This window comes from Hymenobacter montanus (assembly GCF_014699115.1).
Lineage (GTDB): Bacteria > Bacteroidota > Bacteroidia > Cytophagales > Hymenobacteraceae > Hymenobacter > Hymenobacter montanus.
In genome coordinates this window covers 47,085-67,263 of the sequence record NZ_JACXAD010000003.1, presented here as the reverse complement: position 1 = coordinate 67,263, position 20,179 = coordinate 47,085, and the positions used below count along the sequence as shown (strand labels likewise).

The following is a 20,179-nucleotide window of genomic DNA, read 5'->3' as shown; positions in this document are numbered from 1 at the left end:
TACGCTAAATTTCGGGAAAGGCCCCTCTGCAAGCCGCCGCAAACTGGGCTGGCCGGTACCTTCATTCGCTTACTGGTAGGGAAGCTATTCCTGCGACCGGAAGCATCCGAGCATAACCAGTGCGGGCTTCGTTTCCAGCACAAAACCAGTGCTGGAAACGAAGCCCGCGGGCAAATTGGTGACCTTCGTAGTAACCGAATCCAAGCGCCCGAAAGCAGGGGCTGGTCGTCGGGCAGCTCTACTCGGTTACTTAATGACGAACTTGCTGGCAGCCCCGGCGAAGCGGACGGAGTAAACACCAGGCGGCAGGGTTCCCACGTGCAGCTGCTGGCCCGGCCGGTAAACTTGCTGGCGCAGCACCCGCTGGCCGGTGCTGTTCAGGATTTCTACTGGGCCGCTGGTCGCGTTCGGGGCCTGCAAGGTGAGGTAGTCGGCGGCGGGGTTGGGGAACACGGACAAGGTACCGGCTGCGGCCTTGGCCCCGGAGCTTGACAACGGAAGATTGCTTTTCTTGGTCGTGAACAGATAGATGCTGCCCGCCGGCATGGTGAAGGAGTAGCTGGTGGAGTTAGCCGGAATCTCAAACCGCTGCTGCTGGATCTGGTAATTCAGCGCCCTGATGTTATTGCCGGTGGGGTCGCCAGTAAGCTTGTAGAGGCGCAAGCTGTCCATGGTAGCCCCGGCCGGCAGGTTAAAGGTAACGGGAGTGTTAGCCGTGACACTACGGTTGAGCACGAACACGCTAAACTCATCAGCGTTTTTAAAGGAATAGGCCGCAATGTTTTCGTAGTTGCCGGCCGGGGCTTCCCCGTAGCCCGAGTCGTAGGTGCCGTTGCCATTGCCATCTATCAGCGGCAGGTACGTGGTGGGCGAGCCGGTCACGGTGGTCGTAATCATGGCCCCTTTGGCGAAGCGGTTACGCATTTGCAGCGCCAGGAAGTGATTATGGGGGCGCAGCCCCTGCGACTCTGCCGTGTGGGAGGTCCAGTTGAAGCCGCGGGCGAACAGAAATAAATTCTGGACCCCAAAGCCTTTTTCACTCTGGTATAAAAAGGCATCCAGGTTAGCGACGGCGCAGCCCAGCGACTTGCCGATGCGCTCGGCCTGAAGGTCGAAAGGGTTAGTGGGATCGGGAAGCGCGTAACCCGGCCCGGCTTCGTAGATGCCTAGCTTGTAGGGCTTACCACTGGCCGCTAATTGGTCGCGGGTGGCCAGGTGGTCGTTGATGATGTTACGGGTTATCCAGCGGGCGTAGAAAGCCGTTTGCTGCACCGAGTCGGCGAAGGCCGGCGAGGAGGGGATGTTCAAGCCATCAAAGCCGCCCACGTAGTTGGCCAGCATCATCTGCTTGCCGTCGGGGGCTTGGGTCACGGCCTGTTGGCCGTAGCCATACTGGTCAGCCGTTACCAGGAAACCTCCCAGCAGGAGCTCAAACTTGTTGGCATCGTAGTAGGGGCTCGACTTGATAATATTGTAAAAGTACTGCGCAAACTTGCCGTAGCGCTGCCCATTAAAATTATAGTCCCAGGGAGCAAAGAGCTGGTTCCAGGTTTCGTTACCCAACTCAATGTAGATTTTTGGCATTCTGGCCGTGTAGGGTGTCGGGTGGCCCTGAGCCGCCCGCTTGGCCCCGTAGGGCGTAGTAGATGGCCCGCCCAGGTATTCCATCAGACCCAGAAAATCCGCTTCACTGAACGAGGGGCTGCAAATCAGGTAGGGAGCAATGCTGTTGGCCTCGCACAGGGGCAGCACCGTGGGCAGCTTCAGAGCCGCACCGGTTACCGGGCCTTGATTCGGCGACCACAACCGGGCACTCTGCAGTTCGGTATCCGTCCAGTCGCCAATGTTGGTGCCCAACTCCTGGTTGGTCTGGCCGCTCCAGATACGCAGGTTGTAGGGCTTGAAGTTTTTTAACTCCCGCTCGATGGCCGGCGAAAGGGCAAACAGCGGGTACGACGCATCGTGCAGCGTAAAGTTATCAATCCACAGCGTGCCGACGCCATTGAAAGTTAATCTCAGGAAGTCGACTGCTCCGCCATTGACGATGGGCTGCACGCCGCTTACGTCGAACGTATACTGCTGCCAAGTACCGGTGACCGTAAAATTGTGGTTGATACCGGTCCCGCTCGATTTCAGGTTAACGGTCCCCCCGGCGATGCCGGTTTGCTTGAGCCACACCGTGAAACGATAGGTCTTGGCCGGCTCAAAGGAAAATTCGCCGCTCTCGGGGCTGTTGCTGAAATACTGCCCGATGCCGACCTCCCGGTTGTTGGGATTAGTGTTCCTGATCTTGCAACTGGTGGTGCCCCCATTGGGAGGAACATCAGTGCTAAGCTCCTTGGTCACGTCGGCCTCGTTGCCGAGGCCGTCTTGGTCGTCTACATTTTTGCTCCACGTATTATTCCCGTTCCGAACCCAGGTCAGGCGGGGGTGGCAGTATTGGTTAAGGTCGGCGTTGGCTTCCCGCGAAATCACGTATATGTCGCCAGCCTGCACGGTGGGGCCGGAAGCGAAAGTGATGCGGTGGTGGTTGGGCGCAAGGTCATCCGCGTAGAAGTTGATAATGGTGCTGGTGCGTACCAGCGTGATGCCGGTCGGGGTTTCGCGGTAGACGCGGATTTCGCCGCCGTCGAACATGCCCGTATACAGCGTCTGGTAGTAGTCGGTGCTGGGGTCGGTAGTGTGCTCGGCATAGGTGTCGCTCCCGCCGTCGCAGATGCCTTTCAAGCGGATAATCTGCCGACCAAAGCCCGGGTCGCCGGTATGATTATTCAGGGCGGTGAGGTCGCGGGAGGAATTGGCTTCGGACCAATTTAGCCCAAAGGGCAGCGGATCGGGGTTAGTGACCGTATTACTGAGGTTGACTACCGTCTGCGCAAGCGCCGGAGTGAGTGGCCCCAGGCCAAGACTAAACAGAAAAAGAATTTTCTTCATATGCGATTAATTTAATAAATGTATTTTAAACACTGAACTATTAACTCGTTTATCCCTGATAATTGTGCAAATGTACTTTATCAGAGGAGTAAAGCAATTACAATAGCCAAAGGATTTTGTTTGCACTTTACCACATTAGCCCAGCAAAGCATTAATATTTAATCAGCTGATAAACAGCATCTTGTTTTAATTATTTCGATTGAATAATGCAATTAATTTGTGATTAATCAATAAACATAGGCAAGAAAATAATTGCAAGGAATAAGGTTTTGCAAGCACGGCTCAAAGCCATAGACTAATGCGGCTAACATGTAGCGTGGCCTGTGCCTGTGTAAACCAGCTGCCTCGCCCCGTGCAACGAAAGCTCCCTGCTCCACGCCATAATATGGCAGGACTCACGAGGCCTATCAGACTACAGTACTGGCTTCACTTCCAGCACAAAGCTGTGGCTGCCCGACAACCCAGTAGCAGCGAGTCCTTGCAACACCACCAAGTAGCGGCCGGCTTGGTCGCCGGTGTAGAATTCCAGCCTTTGGGGTTCTTTGCTGGTGGTAATGTTGGGATTCCAATAAAGTAAGTTACGCAAGTCGGGCAAGCGGCTTGTAGCGGCCTGCGGCGTGTCGTAGCGAGGAGCATAAAACTCCCGGTGCTGCTGTACGCCTTCGTATTCCTGCACCAAGGCATGGGCATCGAGCGGAAATCCTTCCAGGTCGCCCTTGTAAGTCGTGAAGCTGACGATGCCACTATACACCACTGGGCCGTGAAAATAATGGCCATCAACAACCTCAAGCCGCTGAATCTTGAGTGGATTCATGGCCATAATTTTATTGATATTGAAGACCGGCACTCCATCTAGTAGCACCATGGGGTTTTCCTGCATCACGGTTTTATTCACCTGATCCACCACCAGCAGGTGAAAGCCGTCTTTTCGGATTCGGACTACTACTCCCGGTACGTACTCGCGCAGCACTTCCTCCATTACTTTAAAGCGGGTGTACTTGTCCAGCAGATACGTTTCATTGGGCTTACCATAAAAGGATAAGCTATCGACCCGTACTTGGGCGGAGCGCGGCTGGTACTTGCCGGCAAAAATTTGCTGTACCTGAGCCTGCAGGTGCCGCTTAGCGTAATCGCTTTGAAAGCGTGGGGTGAGGCCAAAGGGTGGCAGTGGGGCCGTCGTATAGCGCGTCGAAAACGGGTCGAGGATTGTCATCTTGCAAGTGCTATCCTGCCAGGCCTCTGTCTGCAAAACGAGTTCCTTCGGCGAATGGAATGTCCGCAATTCAAACAAGGCCCGGCCTTGAGCATTACTCTGAGCGATGCTGAGCTGAGTAATGCGGCTGGGAGCGGCGAGGTAGGCCGTCACCCCACCCCGGGACCTATTGGTACCGGCCTGGGTAAACTGCGCCTCCACCAGGGGCCAATTAAGCTCCGGCAGGAAGTCGAAGGGCTTGGGAGCGGCTAGTACGTCTTCCCACTTAAATCGGCTCCACCCCTGCGTCAGCATCAGGTTGTCGGCAGCTTCGGCAGCTTCCGGGCCAGTGGCCGTGAAATAGTAGTCCGGGTTTTCAACAGGGCCTTGCAGGTCCGCGGTCAACCAGAGATAGCGGTCAATAGCGCACCCATTCGTTGATGAGCCGGAAGTCCAGGGCGGCGGCAACAGCACCACTTGATAGAGTATCACATCGTAAGCCAACTGCACTCCGGCGAACCGATGCCCATTGTGGTCAACGCTGCCGGGCTGCTTCTCCGGCCAAGCAAAACAAAAGAAGGCTCGCTACTCGAATAAGACCTATCCGGGCCGTTTTTGTCACGCTTAAGCAGCCCTTTTGACTTTACTGGCTTACTCAGCTTTTTGCTTGCCTCTTCGGTTCAAGCTCGCTTTGCCCCAAACGAGCAGCATCGGACTGCTCCCGCTAGAAAAACAACCCTTGCGACACGGCCCCAACGACATCGCCAACACTGCGGACAATGCTTTTCGAGAGAACCAGGCTAATGCGCCCCACGGTCTGCTTGAGAAGGCGCTTGGTAGCTATCAGGCCAAGGGGACAGTACCATTCCGGGTTGGTTCGTACACTTACTCATGCGTTACGTCTCCCTCGACCTCGAAACCTCCGGCCCCGCCCCCCAGCGCCACCAGGTGCTGGAACTGGCTGCCGTTATCGAAGACTCCCGGCACCCGCGGCCCTTAGCCGAGCTACCCGCCTTCCGGCGCCTGGTGCGCCACCCCGAATACGTGGGCACGGCGGGCGCCCTGGCCTTGAATGCCCGCTTATTAGTAGAACTAGCGCGGAAAACGCCCAACCCCGAGCTGTGCACCCCAACCGAGCTGCTACTTCAGTTGCGCGAGTTTTTGTTGGCCCACGGCTTTCGGCCCGACGCCAAAGACTGCGTGGTCGTGACCATGGCGGGTAAAAACATTGCTTCCTACGACCTGGGCTTCCTCAAAGAGCTACCGGGCTGGGGCACCCTCGTGCGCGCCGACCCCGCCATGCTCGACCCCGCCGCCTTTTACCTTAACTGGCACAAGGACGCGCGCTTGCCTAATATGAGCATCTGTAAGGCGCGCGCCCGCTTCGACGACTGCGCAGTAGCTCACGAAGCCCTGGCCGACGCCCTGGACGTCATTCGTCTGCTCCGACCCTTTTATGAGCGGCCCGCTTATAAACAGGCTGACGAGCCTAGCCCGACGGTTTAAATACGCTGCAGGCTTTTGTAAAAACTCTCCTGGTACGACTTGCCGATGGGCACGAAGTGGCCGCCGCGCAGATTAGCCGTATTATCCTCAATGGAATCGATGTGCTGGGTGTTGAGCAAGTAGCTGCGATGCACCCGAATAAAGTTAGTGAATACGCTCAATCGGCTCTCCAGGGCCTTCAGCGTGGTGTAAACGATGTACTTGTGCTTGGGAGTAACAATGTTGACGTAGTCGGACAAAGCCTCGACGTACAGTACATCATCAAATTTGATGCGCACCATTCGACTGTTCACTTTCACAAACAAGTCAGTGTGGCCTACCCCCTCGACAGTAGGAACAGTAGCTTGGCCGATTTTAGGACTTTGGCGGGGCTGTACCCTTTCCACGGCCTGGGTGAAGCGAGCAAAATCGAAGGGCTTCATCAGGTAATCGGCTACCCGTAGCGCAAACGCATCAACGGCAAAGTCCTGACGCGACGTAGTGATGATGACCTCGGGCGGGTCGGTGAGCACCCGTAACAAGTCCATGCCGCTGAGATGCGGCATTTCAATATCCAGAAACAGCACGTCAACCCGGTTGCCTTCCCGAAAAAAAGCAAGCCCGGCAATGCCATCGGCCAGCGAGCTGATAAGTTTGAGACTGGGAGTGAGCTCGATATAGTGCTCCAGGGTCAGGCGATTGATCTCATCATCGTCGATAATAGCGCATGTTAACATATAGCTACGGAAGGGAATGGAGTAGGCAGTAGAAGCTATAACGAGCAAAGAAGCCCGTTCGTCGGTATAAAGTAACCACTCACGGGGCAAATTATCACTATCATCCGCAATTGAAAAAAATTTAACGTAGGCCTTATAGCTATCTTAGCTATTGCAATTGAGTTGTTTGCCTGATAAACCCATTGAGCCGCCGTTTGGGTTTCGATGGCACTATGGTACACTTCCAATAAGGCCAGGCCACCGGCGTACGTATTGGGCTAAGATGCTGACGAGGGCCGTACGGCCATTTCTTGCCGTATTAACTCCTGCACGGCGGGCTGGTCAAAGTCAGCCTCCGATTGAATGTGCGGCATGAGGCGGGCCATGATGGCATCCTGGCGCTGGCCGGCCGCCCAGGCTTCGGCGTAGGGCGTGTGCGAAAACGTAACCTGCGAGTAGAGTGGTGTCCAGCGTCCGGGGAACTGGCTGGCGATTTTGGCCTCGATTTTCTTTTGGAGCAGAAAGCGGGGGTCAGCCACCCGGTCGCGCATTTCGATGAAGTTGTACAGGGCCAGGTCCGCCATAGCATCGGCGTTGGGCTTGCGCTGGGCCTGAAACTCGGTGAAAACGGTGGGCCAGGCCCCATCGCCGTATTGGTCGAGGAGTTCGTTCAGCACGCTGCAGTCTTCAAAGCCGGCGTTCATGCCCTGCCCGTAAAAGGGCACGATGGCGTGCGAGGCATCGCCGAGCAGCAGCACGTCATCGTCGTATTTCCACGGATAGCAGCGAATGGTGACAAGCGAGCCGGTAGGATGGGCAAAGAACTCCTCAGTTAAGGCCGGCATCAGCGGCACGGCGTCGGGAAACACGCGGGCGAAGAAGGCTGTTACGTCGGCCGGCGTTGGCAGCGCGGCAAAGCTCTCGGCGCCTTCGTAGGGAAAGAACAGCGTACAGTTGAACGAGCCGTCGAGGTTGGGCAGCGCAATCATCAGGTACTGTCCGCGGGGCCAGATGTGCAGGGCATTCTTTTCCAGTTGCCAGGTGCCGTTGGGGCCGGCTTCGATGGTTAGCTCTTTATAGCCGTACTCGAGGTAGTGCTGAGAGTAATCGTAGCGGTCGGTTTTCTGCAGAGCGCCCCGCACGGCCGAAAATGCCCCGTCAGTGCCGAACAGGCGGGTGTAGGGCTCGGTGTGCTCCTGTTGGGTGGCCGTGTCGAGCAGGTGCAGGTGCTGCTGCTTCAAATCGATGTGCAGGCATTGCTGGCCGAAGCGGAGCTGAACCGTAGGTTGGGCTTCGGCTAAGTCGAGCAAGCGGCGGTTGAGGTGGCCGCGGTTAACGGAATATATCGCCTGACCATCCTGCCCGTACGGCTGCCGGGTAAGGTTGCCAAGCTGGTCGTGCATGATGCGGCCAGTCATCGGAATGCCCACCCGCCGAATGTCATCGGCTATGCCCACGCCCTCCAGGGCCCGCCAACCGCGGTCCGACAGCGCCAGGTTAATCGAGCGCCCTTCCTGAAAGCCGGCCCGGCGCGGGTCGGCCCGCCGTTCGAATACGTGCACGGCATGCCCGCGCCGGGCCAGGTACAAGGAAAGCAAAGAGCCAACTAAGCCCGCTCCCATTACGGTGAGTTTTTCGGGAGCCGCTGATGATGAAACGGAAGAAGCCATGCGGGGACGAGACAGGTGGGGCAACGAAGCTACTACGCGGGTAGCGGGCAAATTAACTTACTCCGGCCTTACCAGGTAAAAAGAATGCTTTTCACTTTCCTTCAGCCTGGCATTTCTATATTTCGCCGAGTAATAGGCTCCGTTGGGCGGAATTGCCAGAAACGAATCAAAGGCAATGAGACCTTTGGATAATTATAATAAAACCTCCTTATGCTATGACACACTTTCGATTTCGATATAAGCGGATAGGATATATGCGGTGGCGTTACCGGGCTGCCAGCCGCCGGACCACGGCATTGACATTACCTGAAATCACAGTTTCTCAGTTTCACCCCAGCACGGCGGCTTGGCGCCGTCGCTTACCGATCGCCGTATCGCTGCCTCCGGTCGCTGTGGTATTGCAGGTCGGCTCTTACGTAGTAAGCGAAGAAGGAGACCCGCAGCTGTCGGGGCATCCCAGCATTAGGTATTAGAGCTTATTTTAATTTCAGTCAGCCGTAAAAATGAGGCAGCTATCAATGATAACTGCCTCATTTTTATTCAGCTATGCTTTGAGCTGCTTTGGGGAGAAACAAACCTCTAATGGCGATGGATATAATTTTACCAGTTTTATTATTTGCCCTATGCCTTCTAATACACTATTTGTCAAAATATTATTACAACCTACTCTACTGAAGCGATATTGGTATTTCGCTAATTACTGAATTAGCTACTATGTTTGGGCTCTATCATCCTTAATCCCCATAATCATGCGAAAAAATTACATAATTATAGTTATATTCCTGCTGCTACCGCTAGGACTCTGGGCCCAGAACACTGAGTCCATTGCTGGTACCGTGCAAACTGAAGCCGGCATGCCACTGCCCGGGGCCACCGTGATCATTAAGAATACTTTTAAGGGGAACAGTACCAACGAAGAGGGCCAGTTCGAGTTAAAGGCCGACTTCTCGCAGGGACCGTTAACCCTATCGGTTTCCTTCATCGGATACGAAACTCAGGAATTACAACTGAGCGCCCCCGACAATGCCCTGGCGGTCGTCCTGCGTCCAAGCGTAGTACTTAACCAAGTGGTGGTAGCTGCTTCGCGCGTGGAAGAAAGCATCGGCCAGGTACCGGTAACGGTAGAAAAGCTCGACCAGCGCCAGATAGAACAACTTACGACGCCGGACCTGGTGGCCGGGCTGGGCCGCTTCAAGGGCATCGACATCAGCAGCTCGAGCCTGCTCACCACCAGCTTCAGCACCCGGGGCTTCAACTCCTCGCGCTCGGAGCGGGTTATTCAGCTAGCCGACTACATGGACACTCAGCTGCCCAGCCTCAGCGGCAACTACGGCAACTTGCTGGGCATGCCGATACTCGATATAGCCAGCGTGGAGATCGTGCACGGACCCGCTTCCGCCCTCTACGGTGCTAACGCCTTCAACGGCGTGCTGCTCATGAACTCCAAGGACCCCTTTAGTACGCCCGGCCTGACCGTGCGCCTGCGCGGTGGCACCCGCGACCTGTATGATGGTCAACTGCGTTATGCCATGAAAATTAGTGACCGAGTTGCTTTCAAGATCTCCGGCGGAGCCACCGTAGCCGACGATTTCATTGCCGATAATAAGGACGCGACGTCTTTGCTGATTGAGCCAGGCAATAACTCCGTCAACTCGAACCTGGGCTATGACGCCGTAAACCGTTACGGCGACATCGGCAACACCTTCACTAGTGGGGCACTGGCTGGGAAGACGGTTTTCCTGCCGGGCTACACGGAGAAGGACTTGATTGCGGGGGACGACAAAACGAATTCGTACAAGATTGCCCCCACCCTGGCCGTCCTGCTCAGCAACTCGGTTAAAGCCACCATCGACTACCGGTACACTTCGACCACCACCACTTACCAAAGCGCTAGTCGCTACCGGTTCATCAATAGCGGAGTGCACCAAGCGCGCGTGCAAGCCGAAGGCCGCAATTGGTTTGTGCGGGGCTACACCACCTACGACTTCTCGGGTGCGCGCAATCCTCAGGGCACCGGCTCCTATAACCTTGGCTTTTTGGGCGCCTTCCTGCAAACCCAGCCGGCCCCGGGCTTCAGCGTGCCCAACGGCAGCGGCGGTACCCGCCCCGGCACTTACGCCGAGCGATATTTTGGCACGTACGCCGCGGTATACAATCAGGCCTACACTGCCAATGGCAACAACGCCGATGCCGCCGCCCTGGCGGCCCGCGAGGCGGCCAATACCAATGCGCCGCTGCTCCGTCCCGGCGATCCGGACTTCATTAAAGCCCGCGACCAGATTATCCATGACCCGACACCGGGTAAGGGCGCCCGGGTGCTGTTGCGCTCTATTATCAACGATGGTAGTGGGCAATACACATACAACAACCCTTTTGCCGACATAACCGTGGGCGCGGCCTACCGCCAGTTCTTGCTGGGATCCGACGGCAGCTTGTTTGAAGACAGCAAGGACGGCGCACGCATCAAAAACTACGAATATGGAGCCTACGCTCAGGCCAGCAAAACCTTGCTCGACAGCCACCTGAAGCTGGCCGCCGCTGGCCGGGTCGACCGGTTTCAGAACTTTGGCACCGCGTTTTCGCCCCGTGCCTCGGCCGTGTACTCGCTGGGAGCCGACAAGGAGCAGAACTTCCGGGCCAGCTTCAGCCGGGCCTTCCGGGCACCTACCCAAAATGACCAGTACATTCGCCTCGACGTGGGCCGGGCCATTTTGCTGGGCAACGTGCGCGGGGGCTTCCAGGGCTATACCACCGCCTTGGCTGGCAAACTTCCGGGCATCCTGGCCCCGGGTCGGGCGGACGAACTGGCCACCTACGAATACAGCGCCCCGAGCCTCAAGCTGGAGGAAGTAAACACGTACGAAGTGGGCTACCGCGCCCAGCTGATCAAAAAGCTGTACGTCGATTTCGACTACTTCTACAACACGTACAACAACTTTATCGCTACTCAAAACTTCATCGGCAACATCGACGGCACCCGCCCCAGCACCGGGCAAATCGGGGCCGGAGCGGGCGTACGCTTTCAGAGCCCGACGTTGGCCAATGGCAACCCCAACCCTACCCGCGTTATTCAAATTGCGGCTAACGTAGACCAGCGCGTGCAAAGCCAGGGCGCGGGCCTTACGCTGAGCTACGCCGTAGCAACCACCCTTACCGTGAGCGGCAACTACAGCTACAATGATCTTATCACCAAAGACTTTAAGACTGGAACGCAGTCGTTTTTCAATACCCCCCGGCACAAGTTTAACCTGGGGGTCGATGGGCTCGCGCTGGAGCGCAAGCTGAGCTATAATGTCAACTACCGCTGGGTCGATGCCTTCCTCTACGAATCGACGTTTGCCACCGGCACCGTGCCGATAGCCCAGACCGTGGATGCGCAAGTAGGCTACATCCTCAAAAGCATTCACACCACGTTCCAGGTCGGCGCCACCAACTTGTTTAATACGGCTAACCTGCAAGTGTACGGCGCGCCCAGCTATGGCCGCCTCGGATACTTCGGGCTACTGTTTGATATCAAATAAGGTCTAAGCAGCAGAGTAGAGTTCGGGCCCGTTGGTCCCCGGCTCCACCCACCGGAAGGTGAGGTTGAGCCGGGGACCAACGGGCCACACGCTTTTGGGCAGCACGTGCTGCCAGTGCTGCTGGGTGGGCCCCGCATGAGCAAGAGGCTGCCGCCGGGCAGGACCAGGACCAGGCCCGGGCCGGGGGCGCAGCCGAAAGCGCCACGCGGCCCCTAGGCTCAGCGAGGCAATGGTAAGGGCCGGTCCTGACTTGGGCTCACCGTGAACACGACAAAATCACGGTTTGTGACCTCGGTAGCATACATGTAGCAAGTACGGATGCGGACCGTGCCGCGTGGATTCTGCTGGTGCTCTTTAGTGCCTGCTCTGTAAACGCCCGCGGGAATTTTTATGCAGCTTGCTCAATCCCTTCAGGGGAGAAACATGGTTCGTAAGCCCCTTAGGTGTGCTACTTAACTTAGAACCTATCCCAAAACAAGAGCGAATGTAGCCAGATAGTGTTAGCGCAGGCCAGGTGTAGCAAGGCTTCGTAGTGGGCCACTTCTTCTCACCGAATGAGCAAACGGCGGAATCGGTGGAACTAGGTGTGGGTACGCTCGGCAACCTAACAGCGAGCGCGGTAGCCGGGGAACAGCACTGGTGGCCTCTTGGCCCTGGCTCTGCTGATGCCGTAGATTCCCTAGCCCAGTAGCCGGCGAACAGCCGCTTATAGTACTTGTCGGCGCAGAAACCGGGCGCAAAATCGCCTTCGGCTGGTGGAGCAGCACCGCGTCGGACCGTGAGACCAGAGGAGAATCGTAAGGCCTGGCACACGGAAGAAACCGAGCTCAGGAACCGTAAAAAAACCCGTCCGACGGGTGGTCAGACGGGTTTTCTACGAAGCAGGACCCGTGGGTCAACTCTGTTGGGTTAGTGCTGCACAGATACCTTCTTGGTGATGATGCCTTCCGAAGTAGTTAGGCGCACGATGTAAACCCCGGTGGCTAGTTCTGCCGTGTTCAGGTTTACGCCGCTCTGCTGCAACGTGTTGGCTGGTACCGACACAGTACGCACCACTTGGCCCATTAGCGTCAACAGTTCCACTGAAACGGCGGTTTTGCTGCTCACCTGCGTGCGCACCAGCACGTGGTCGGCGGCAGGATTGGGATATACTTCCAGTTGCTGCTCGTTCAGATACTTGGCGGTGCTCAGGAATGACGGCAACGCGTAGCCGGCCGTGTTATCCACAAGGTTGTTGCTGGTGCCTTGCACGGCGTCGAAGCCCATGCCACGGCGGGCAAAGGTACGCCAAATGAGATCGACGTTGGCCCCGCCATTCAGCGCAATGTCCGCATTCAGAATAGCATCACGCCCGTCGAGGAAGCCAGGTCTACAGGGTTGCAGCTTCAGTCCCTCCAGCACCAGGCGCAAGGTCATGTTATTGCCGCCGGTAGCCGCCATCAGGTCGGGATTGTAGCCATGGCGGGCAATCATGTTCCAGTTCAGGTCCCACAAGGCAGAACACCACACGTAACCGATGGAATGCACATTGTCGCTGGTATTGTAGCCAGCAGTGCCTATGAGGGCATAAGTGGCGTCGTTGATGCTGAAATCGGTGCTGTACCTTTTGGGGCGAATACCTGGGCCAGTAGTTGGCTCCGAAGAAGCGTAAGTACCGATGCCGCGGCCCGTAGTGCCCACGTCACCGGGGCGCGTAGTCATCCAAAGAGCAAAAAAGTCGCTCCAGCCTTCGCCCATTTGCTCAAGATTGTTGAGGCAGGAGGTGTTCAGGCGGCCACCGGTGAGGCGATTCGAGATGCCGTGGCCGTACTCGTGAGATACGACGCCGTTGTCGAAGTCACCGTCGCGATTCACTTCTGTAGCCGATCGGATGGTAACCGTCTGGCCCGCGTCAAGAGCAGCCTTGAGGCGAAGGCCATCGGCATTGGAGATGAACACCGACGGAATGCGAATACCTATCGAATCCGGGGCCGTGCCAGCCATGGTTAACAGTGGCGACGGCGAGGGAATGCTATCCATCATGATAACCATGCGGGCTCCGGCATTCTGGGCATTCTTGATTTTAGAGGAGAAGTTACACTTACCGCGCCGCATCAGCGCGATGTTGCCGCTGATGGCAGCCGTATTCACGAATGGTGAGTTGCAGCCGCGCGTAGGCTGAGCGGAGCCGTCGTTGACAGCCACCAAATTGCCTACGATGGGGCCCACAACAGCTAACTTACGGCCATTGCTGCCTTCCCGCGCAGTAATAGGGCCCGCCAACGTAGCGGGGGCGGTAACGTTCAGGATCGTCGCGCCATCCCACTCGAACATTTGCATTCTCGGGGAAGAACCATCTGGCGGCGTGCTAAAGTTCGCGTTGTTACGGGTTTCCGAGGAAGGAGCCTGGTTTGCCTTGTCCTGGGCTTCCGCCAGCACCGGATCGTTGGCGCCAGGCTCGTTGCCGTAGTTTTTTACCTGAAAATTGCCTGCCGCCGCCGTAAAGCCTTTACTAGCCATTACGTCGTGCATCAAGTTGTTCCAGAAGAACAAGTTGGTTATGGCTGCGTCTTTGTTGGCGAGCGGCGCCAGCGCCGGGTTGAAAGGAAAGTCGAAAATCTGGGTCGGGCCGCCTTCGGGGCTGTTGCCTTTCCGGTAGGTGTTTGTATTGTCGCGGTCCAAGTAGGCATACACGTTGTTGCCCTTGGTGTTGGTGGAGTCGGCGCCGGCTACTCCGTTCACGTCGTGCCAACCAAAAGGCGAGAACGTCGTGCTGGCCGCGTCAGTGACTATTTGGCGCGGCCCGTGGCTCGGACTCTCGATGGTGAGCGGAAATATATTGTAGGAGTTGGGCGCCGTCACGCGGTTGGCCGTACCTGTGGCCGCAGCGGGCGTAGCCCGTACCTGCGACCAGTTGCGGGAACCCAACACCTGCTGAGTCATCTCAGCGAAGGAAACCTCCTCCGAAACCGTGTAGTCGACTTTGTCGAGCAGTTGCCCCGTGCGGGCATCTACGCGCACGTTCCAGTGGTGCTCTGCGTTTTGGGGAGCTAGCGTCACATCCCAAACCAGGATCAACTCGCCGCTGGCGGTGGGCTGGTACATGAGCTTCACCGGAATCTTTTCCAGGGAGATCCCTCCATTATTGAATACCATGCCTTCGGCAGGTTCGCCCGCCTGCTCCACGCTCAACGCTCGGGGAGCGGGCATGTTGAGGGCGCGCGCCGCGGCGGCTACAGCCTGGGCCGGCGTAAGCGTGGGAGCCGTAGCGCGCGCTGCGGCGGCTACGCCTGGCACGAAATTCTGATTCATAGCCACAACACTGCCATTGCTGGCCACGTGCACGTTCGCCACGGCGCCGTACACCTCAATTCCTTGGTGGCGCTGCCGCAAGTATATATGAGTTATGCCGGTGCTGGCATCGGTGTACTGGCTCGTGACGGCCGGGTTAGCTAAGTCCTGCTCGCTTAGCCCTTGGCGCGAAGCTTTGCTGCTCAGCGCCGACAATGCCCGGCTCAGCGGCGCCTGTTGAGCGACGGTCAGCCCTGGCGTGGCCAACAGCGCCGCTACTATCAGCGCCCGGCCGCCGGGCGTGGTAAAGATCTTTGTCATTCTGTTGATGAGGTGAAGATGGGAAATTAGAAAGGGTTGTTTCAAATGCTGAAAATAAAACACTTCCTGCGTCAGGTAGTGTTGGGTTTCAAATCTACACAGTAAATCTGAAAATTTCCCCACACCTAACGGAAATAGTTACATACGCTACCGTCCTGACCACAAGAAATATTCTATAGTAATTATATCGCTACCGCAGCCCCACTGTTCGCCTTGCGGCTGTGCCTGATACCGGATGCGGAATATTTACTGCGGCGGCGCAGGGGACCAGCACCTCGTCGTCCGGGCCACATATCTCCTTTTAACTCGTGAGCAGGGCCGGATGTAATGTCGGGTAAGCTGATACGGGGCAGCGGCAGCGGTCATTGTGTTTATATTCTGGGTATCATCGATTTATCTTCGACTTATCAAGCGTATGCCGGTCTTCTAGATTTACGCTTAACATTCTTTTCCACTCCCCTTTCTCTTGAATGAAAAAATGATTCCTGCTTTCGCTGCTTAGGGCGGCTATTCAGCCAGTCGTCGGCTAGACCTTTGTTGCGGTACCAGTGGTCGTGTGCCTGCCCCGCTCCAAAAACATGCATACCCGTGTGGCGCCCCGCTGCTTATCTGGATTTACTCCGCAGGCCCAGGCGACTTCCCAGCGGGCGGTTGACAGTTGGGAATCGGTGCTTTCCTCGCCGGTTACTAATACACCTGCGCGACAACCAGATGCCACTGGCGGCGGGGGTGTTGGGATCATCCCCTTTAGTGAACGGGTAATGCCCCTGGCCTGTGGCATCTGGAGTGCACCTCACCCTGGATTTCAACACCGCGCCCTACAGTAATGCCCCTGGCCTGTGGCATCTGGAGCTGGCACCTCGCCCAGGGCCTAGTTAGAAACGACTTCTGGTAAGTTAAGGCTTAAGATGCCGAGTAGAGCTCGGGCCCATTGGCCCCCGGCTCCACCCACCGGAAGGTGAGGTTGAGCCGGGGGCCAATGGGTCGCGCGCTTTTGGGCAGCGCGTGCTGCCAGTGCTGTTGGGTGGGCCCCCGCATGAGCAAGAGGCTGCCGCTGGGCAGGTCCAGGCCAAACGGAGCATGGTTCTGCCCACCCCCGGGCCGGGGACGCAGCCGAAAGCGCCGCGTGGCCCCCAGGCTCAGCGAAGCAATGGTGGGGGCCGGCCCTAACTCGGGCTCATCGTCGGAATGCCAGCCCATGCTGTCGCGGCCGTCGCGGTAGTAGTTCAGCAGCACGCTGTTGAAGGCCGTCGTGGCCGCGGCGGCCAGGCGCTGGCGCAGGTGCCGCAGGACCGGCGTCCAGGGGCGGGGCTCCCAGGCCAGGCCGGAGTAGGTGTAGCGCGCCGCTGGGTCGCCGTACCAGGCCGTGAGGCGCGGCTGCGGGTGCTCCCGGCCGAACAGGCGCAAGCTCCGCTGCTCCCAGGCCACCTCGGCCGTCAGCTGCGCCAGGAACGCATCCGCTTCCGCAGCGGAGAGGAAAGATGGGTCAAAAAGCACGTCGGCCCCAGGTAGGCCCAGTGAGTGGAACGGCATATAAGCGGCGCAACCGGGGGCTACTGATTCGGAGGCATCATGCGCTCTAGCTGTTGGCGTACCTCTTTGGGCTGCTGCCGGATGAGATAGGGCGTAATTCTTTGCAGGCCCCACGCCAGAAGCATCCATACCATGATTGGTACGAGCACATTACGGCTGCGAAAACTGGTCGCGCCCACATAACGCGGCCAAAACCACAATACGTAAGCCAGGGCCGCGGGCAGGTTGAAAAGCAAAACGCCCAACACCGGACTCAGCCCCCAATTTAGTACGGCCCAACTGAAGAGCAGAGAGCCAATGTATAGGTAGGCAATAACAAAAAAGGCCAAGCCCAGTGTGGCCCTTTTTTTCCCCAGCCGGTACAAGTTCATGCCCATCAGTACGCCCCCGGTCAGCATCGTGAACATGGGAAGCACCGAAAACAGAACGATGCTGACCGGTGAATACAGCGCCGGGTCAGCCTCCTCGAGGTTATCCCCCGCGGCCCCCGACCGTCGCTCGGTTTCAGCGGCTTCCTCGCGGGCCCGCTGGGCGGTAGCAGCCGCTTCAAGGCCGGGGCGCAGGGCTGCTTCTTCGGGGGCCGGGTGCCCGCGGCGGCGCAATTCATCCAACGCGGCCAGCACGGCGGCCTCCCGGTATTGGGCATGGCCAGTCACGTATTCGCGCAGGGCCGCGTCGGTCTTGAGCAGCATCTTGGCGGCGTAATCTTCCATGGAATCAGGTTGCGGTAATTAAAGTGAGCAGTTTGGAGAGGAGCTTCACGAACATGGATAATACCCCCGAAAGCTAGGGAGAGCTAGGAATGGTAAAATTGCCGCAACGCGGCTCCCGTCCGGGCTACGTCCTGAAACGAGTTGTAGAGCGGTACGGGTGCGAGGCGGATGACGTTGGGCTCGCGCCAGTCGGCAATGATGCCCTGGCGGGCCAGATAGTCGAACAGCTCGCGGCCCCGCTGGTGCACCAGCACCGAGAGCTGGCAGCCGCGTTGGGCGGGGTCGGCAGGGGTGATGATTTCCAACTGCGAGCTCGGTAATCCTAGCTCCTGGATCAAGGTTTCAAGGTAACCGGTGAGCTGCTCGCTCTTGCGGCGCAGGGCGGCCATGCCCCCGGCCCGGTCCACGAGCTCGAGGCTGGCCCGGTGAATGGCCATCGGAAAGATTTGGGCATTGGAAAGCTGCCAGCCCGCCGCCCCGGGCATGGGCCGGAATCCTTTTTTCATCTGGAACCGGTCGGTCGGGTCGTGGCCCCACCAGCCGGCCAGGCGCAGTAGGTCGGGCCGATGAGCAAACCGCTCGTGAACAAACACCCCCGACGTACCACCGGGGCCCGAGTTGAGGTACTTGTACGAGCACCAGCAGGCAAAGTCCACGTCCCAGTCGTGCAGGTGCATTTCCAGATTACCGGCGGCGTGGGCCAGGTCGAAGCCCACCAACGCTCCCACGGCGTGGCCGGCCCGCGTAATGGCGGCCAGGTCGAAGGCCTGCCCAGTGTAATAATTCACGCCCCCGATGATAATGGTAGCCAGCGAGTCGCCCAGTTCCTGGATGGTGGCTTCGATGTCGGCTGTGCGTAGGGTGTGCTCCCCCGGGCGCGGCATCAGCTCCACAATCACCTCGGCGGGGTCGAGGCCATGCAGACGGGCCTGACTTTCGAGCGCGTACTGGTCGGAGGGAAAGGCGCCGCCTTCCATCAGAATCTTGTAGCGCTGGGCCGTGGGCCGGTAAAACGTGACCAGCAGCAGGTGCAGGTTCACCGTCAGGTTATTCATTACCACCACTTCGAGGGGGCGGGCCCCGACCAGCCGAGCCGAGGGAGCCGCCAGGGTTTCGTGGTAGTGCAGCCAGGGCGCCTCGCCGTGGAAATGACCTTCCACGCCCAGTTGTTCCCAGGCCTCAAACTCCTGCTCCACCGCGGCGCGGGCACTTTGGGGCTGCAAGCCCAGCGAGTTGCCGCACAGGTAAACACTCGGCTGCCCGTTGGGGCCCGGGGGAATATGAAATTCCTGGCGGAAGGCCGCCAACGGGTCGGCGGCGTCGAGGTCGGCGGCGAAAGAGGGAAGAAGCACTGGCAATGCAGGTAAGAATTAAGCGAAGAAAGAAAAAATCAGCCGAGGCAGGACGACGGCCCAGCCGACGGGACGCTGATAGTACGAGCCAACTGCGGCGGGGATGCTAGCCAGAAGTGGCGAAGTGAAAACGTCCTTACCCCAGCACTGCCGGGCCCAGCCCCAGCATCCGGAGGCGCACAGGCAGGACCAGGACTTAGTTTAGGCGTATTAGGCGTGAGACTGCCAGCCGAGCAGAACAGCGGCCCCGCCACTGGGCTAGCGCGAGAGCGGCTTCTCAGGCCCCAAGCGTCATCTTGACGACCGGGAATCAGACTGGAATCCGCCTCAAATGGATGAGGTGGGGGCTGGGTGCTAGTAGCCAAGCGCCTGCGACTGGTTAATTTAAGGAGAAGCTAAGCTGGTTTGGGCAGGTATGAATTGCTCGTGGGTTAGCCCCAGCCAGTCGAGCGCGTTCTGGCCCAGCATTCGGGCTTTAATGTCGACCGCCAACGGCAGGGATTTGATTAGCTGGCCGGGCTCCAGCTCACCGAGTGGGAACGGATAATCGGTGCCCAGCATGACTTTATCGGCCCCCAGGGTTTTCACCAGGTATTCCAGCATCAGCGGGTCGTGCACCAGCGAGTCGACCCAGAACCTGCCCAGGTAGGAGCGCGGATTGTGAGGGTTGTCGACGGCGCACAAATCGGGGCGCACCTGCCAGCCGTGCTCGATGCGGCCGATGCTGCTGGCAAACGAGCCGCCGCCGTGGGCCACCGCCACCCGGAGCTTCGGCAGCCGCTCCAGCACTCCACCGAATATGAGCGAGCAGAGGGCCAAGGTGCTTTCGGCGGGCATGCCCACCAGCCAGGGCAGCCAGTACTTGGGCATGTTTTGCTGGCCCATCATATCCCAGGGATGCACGAACACACAGGCCCCCAGCGCCTCCGCGGCGGCAAACACCTCGAATAGCTCCGGCTGGTCGAGGTTCCAGCGGTTGACGTGGGAACCGATTTGCACCCCCGCCAGGCCGATGCTCATGCAGCGCTCCAGCTCCTTGATGGCCAGGGCCGGCGCTTGCAGGGGCAGGGTGCCCAGGCCCACGTAGCGGGTGGGGTAGCGCCGCACCACGTCGGCAATATGGTCGTTGAGTAACTGGCTCAGGTCGAGGCAGTCGACCGGCTTGGCCCAGTAGCTGAACATGACCGGCACCGTGCTCAGCACTTGCACCTGTACTCCAAACTGGTCGTACTCGCGCAGCCGCACGGCGGGGTCCCAGCAATTGTCCTGTACTTCCCGAAAGAACTTATCATCCTGCATCATACGGGCGCAGCAGGGCTTGTGGTGTTCCAGCCGGATAAAGCCCCCGTAGCCGTAGCGCTCGGCTAAGTCGGGCCAGCGCTCGGGCAGGATGTGGGTATGGATGTCGATGCTCAGCACGGGGCAGGTCTCTGGTGGCGAGTTACCGGTTTTGAAGGGCTCATTTTGTGGTT

11 protein-coding genes are annotated in these 20,179 nt (G+C 58.3%); 2 read left to right on the top strand and 9 right to left on the bottom strand.

Annotation, left to right across the window (positions count from 1 at the left end; translation table 11 throughout):
- Positions 1 to 246: 246 nt before the first annotated feature.
- Both IC235_RS03265 and IC235_RS22925 read right to left on the bottom strand, forming a co-directional pair.
- Positions 247 to 2,934, bottom strand: coding sequence for a T9SS type A sorting domain-containing protein (locus IC235_RS03265; protein ID WP_191003744.1), 2,688 nt, complete (start codon positions 2,932 to 2,934; stop codon positions 247 to 249).
- A gap of 412 nt (positions 2,935 to 3,346) precedes the next feature.
- Positions 3,347 to 4,618 carry a hypothetical protein gene (locus IC235_RS22925; protein ID WP_240540696.1) on the bottom strand — a complete coding sequence of 424 codons (1,272 nt, stop codon included), beginning with the start codon at positions 4,616 to 4,618 and terminating at the stop codon, positions 3,347 to 3,349.
- Positions 4,619 to 5,017: 399 nt separating this feature from the next.
- On the opposite strand from IC235_RS22925, the gene IC235_RS03255 reads away from it, so the two are divergent.
- Positions 5,018 to 5,632, top strand: coding sequence for a 3'-5' exonuclease family protein (locus IC235_RS03255; protein WP_191003743.1), 615 nt, complete (start codon positions 5,018 to 5,020; stop codon positions 5,630 to 5,632).
- On the opposite strand, the gene IC235_RS03250 is transcribed toward IC235_RS03255, so the two are convergent.
- Both IC235_RS03250 and IC235_RS03245 read right to left on the bottom strand, forming a co-directional pair.
- Positions 5,629 to 6,348, bottom strand: a complete 720-nt coding sequence (locus IC235_RS03250) for a LytR/AlgR family response regulator transcription factor (RefSeq protein ID WP_191003742.1) — start codon at positions 6,346 to 6,348, stop codon at positions 5,629 to 5,631. The two genes, IC235_RS03255 and IC235_RS03250, sit on opposite strands and share 4 nt — an antisense overlap.
- 257 nt (positions 6,349 to 6,605) lie before the next feature.
- Positions 6,606 to 7,997 (bottom strand): FAD-dependent oxidoreductase, encoded by a 1,392-nt coding sequence (locus tag IC235_RS03245; RefSeq protein WP_191003741.1) that lies wholly within the window; start codon positions 7,995 to 7,997, stop codon positions 6,606 to 6,608.
- A 749-nt stretch (positions 7,998 to 8,746) separates the two neighbouring features.
- On the opposite strand from IC235_RS03245, the gene IC235_RS03240 reads away from it, so the two are divergent.
- A complete protein-coding gene (locus IC235_RS03240) occupies positions 8,747 to 11,518 on the top strand; it encodes a TonB-dependent receptor (RefSeq protein ID WP_191003740.1) in 2,772 nt (923 codons plus the stop codon).
- A gap of 909 nt (positions 11,519 to 12,427) precedes the next feature.
- Here the strand turns inward: IC235_RS03240 and IC235_RS03235 are convergent.
- From IC235_RS03235 to IC235_RS03215, 5 genes are all read right to left on the bottom strand, one after another.
- Complete coding sequence (locus tag IC235_RS03235) at positions 12,428 to 15,109, bottom strand: T9SS-dependent M36 family metallopeptidase (RefSeq protein WP_191003739.1); 2,682 nt, start codon at positions 15,107 to 15,109, stop codon at positions 12,428 to 12,430.
- Between the two features lie 903 nt (positions 15,110 to 16,012).
- A complete protein-coding gene (locus tag IC235_RS03230) occupies positions 16,013 to 16,642 on the bottom strand; it encodes an alpha-ketoglutarate-dependent dioxygenase AlkB family protein (protein WP_191003738.1) in 630 nt (209 codons plus the stop codon).
- A gap of 20 nt (positions 16,643 to 16,662) precedes the next feature.
- A complete protein-coding gene (locus IC235_RS03225; protein ID WP_191003737.1) occupies positions 16,663 to 17,355 on the bottom strand; it encodes a hypothetical protein in 693 nt (230 codons plus the stop codon).
- Between the two features lie 83 nt (positions 17,356 to 17,438).
- Entirely contained in the window at positions 17,439 to 18,707 is a 1,269-nt protein-coding gene (kynU, locus tag IC235_RS03220; protein WP_317173525.1) for a kynureninase, read from the bottom strand.
- Positions 18,708 to 19,091: 384 nt separating this feature from the next.
- Positions 19,092 to 20,126, bottom strand: coding sequence for an amidohydrolase family protein (locus tag IC235_RS03215; RefSeq protein WP_317173524.1), 1,035 nt, complete (start codon positions 20,124 to 20,126; stop codon positions 19,092 to 19,094).
- Positions 20,127 to 20,179 lie beyond the last annotated feature (53 nt).

Excerpts from the sequence above, each read along its gene's own strand:
- IC235_RS03225 (WP_191003737.1), bottom strand. The coding sequence starts at position 17,355 with ATGGAAGATTACGCCGCCAAGATGCTGCTCAAGACCGACGCGGCCCTG.
- IC235_RS03230 (WP_191003738.1), bottom strand. The coding sequence starts at position 16,642 with ATGCCGTTCCACTCACTGGGCCTACCTGGGGCCGACGTGCTTTTTGAC.
- IC235_RS03235 (WP_191003739.1), bottom strand. The coding sequence starts at position 15,109 with ATGACAAAGATCTTTACCACGCCCGGCGGCCGGGCGCTGATAGTAGCG.
- IC235_RS03265 (WP_191003744.1), bottom strand. The coding sequence starts at position 2,934 with ATGAAGAAAATTCTTTTTCTGTTTAGTCTTGGCCTGGGGCCACTCACT.
- IC235_RS03245 (WP_191003741.1), bottom strand. The coding sequence starts at position 7,997 with ATGGCTTCTTCCGTTTCATCATCAGCGGCTCCCGAAAAACTCACCGTA.
- IC235_RS03240 (WP_191003740.1), top strand. The coding sequence starts at position 8,747 with ATGCGAAAAAATTACATAATTATAGTTATATTCCTGCTGCTACCGCTA.
- IC235_RS03250 (WP_191003742.1), bottom strand. The coding sequence starts at position 6,348 with ATGTTAACATGCGCTATTATCGACGATGATGAGATCAATCGCCTGACC.
- IC235_RS03255 (WP_191003743.1), top strand. The coding sequence starts at position 5,018 with ATGCGTTACGTCTCCCTCGACCTCGAAACCTCCGGCCCCGCCCCCCAG.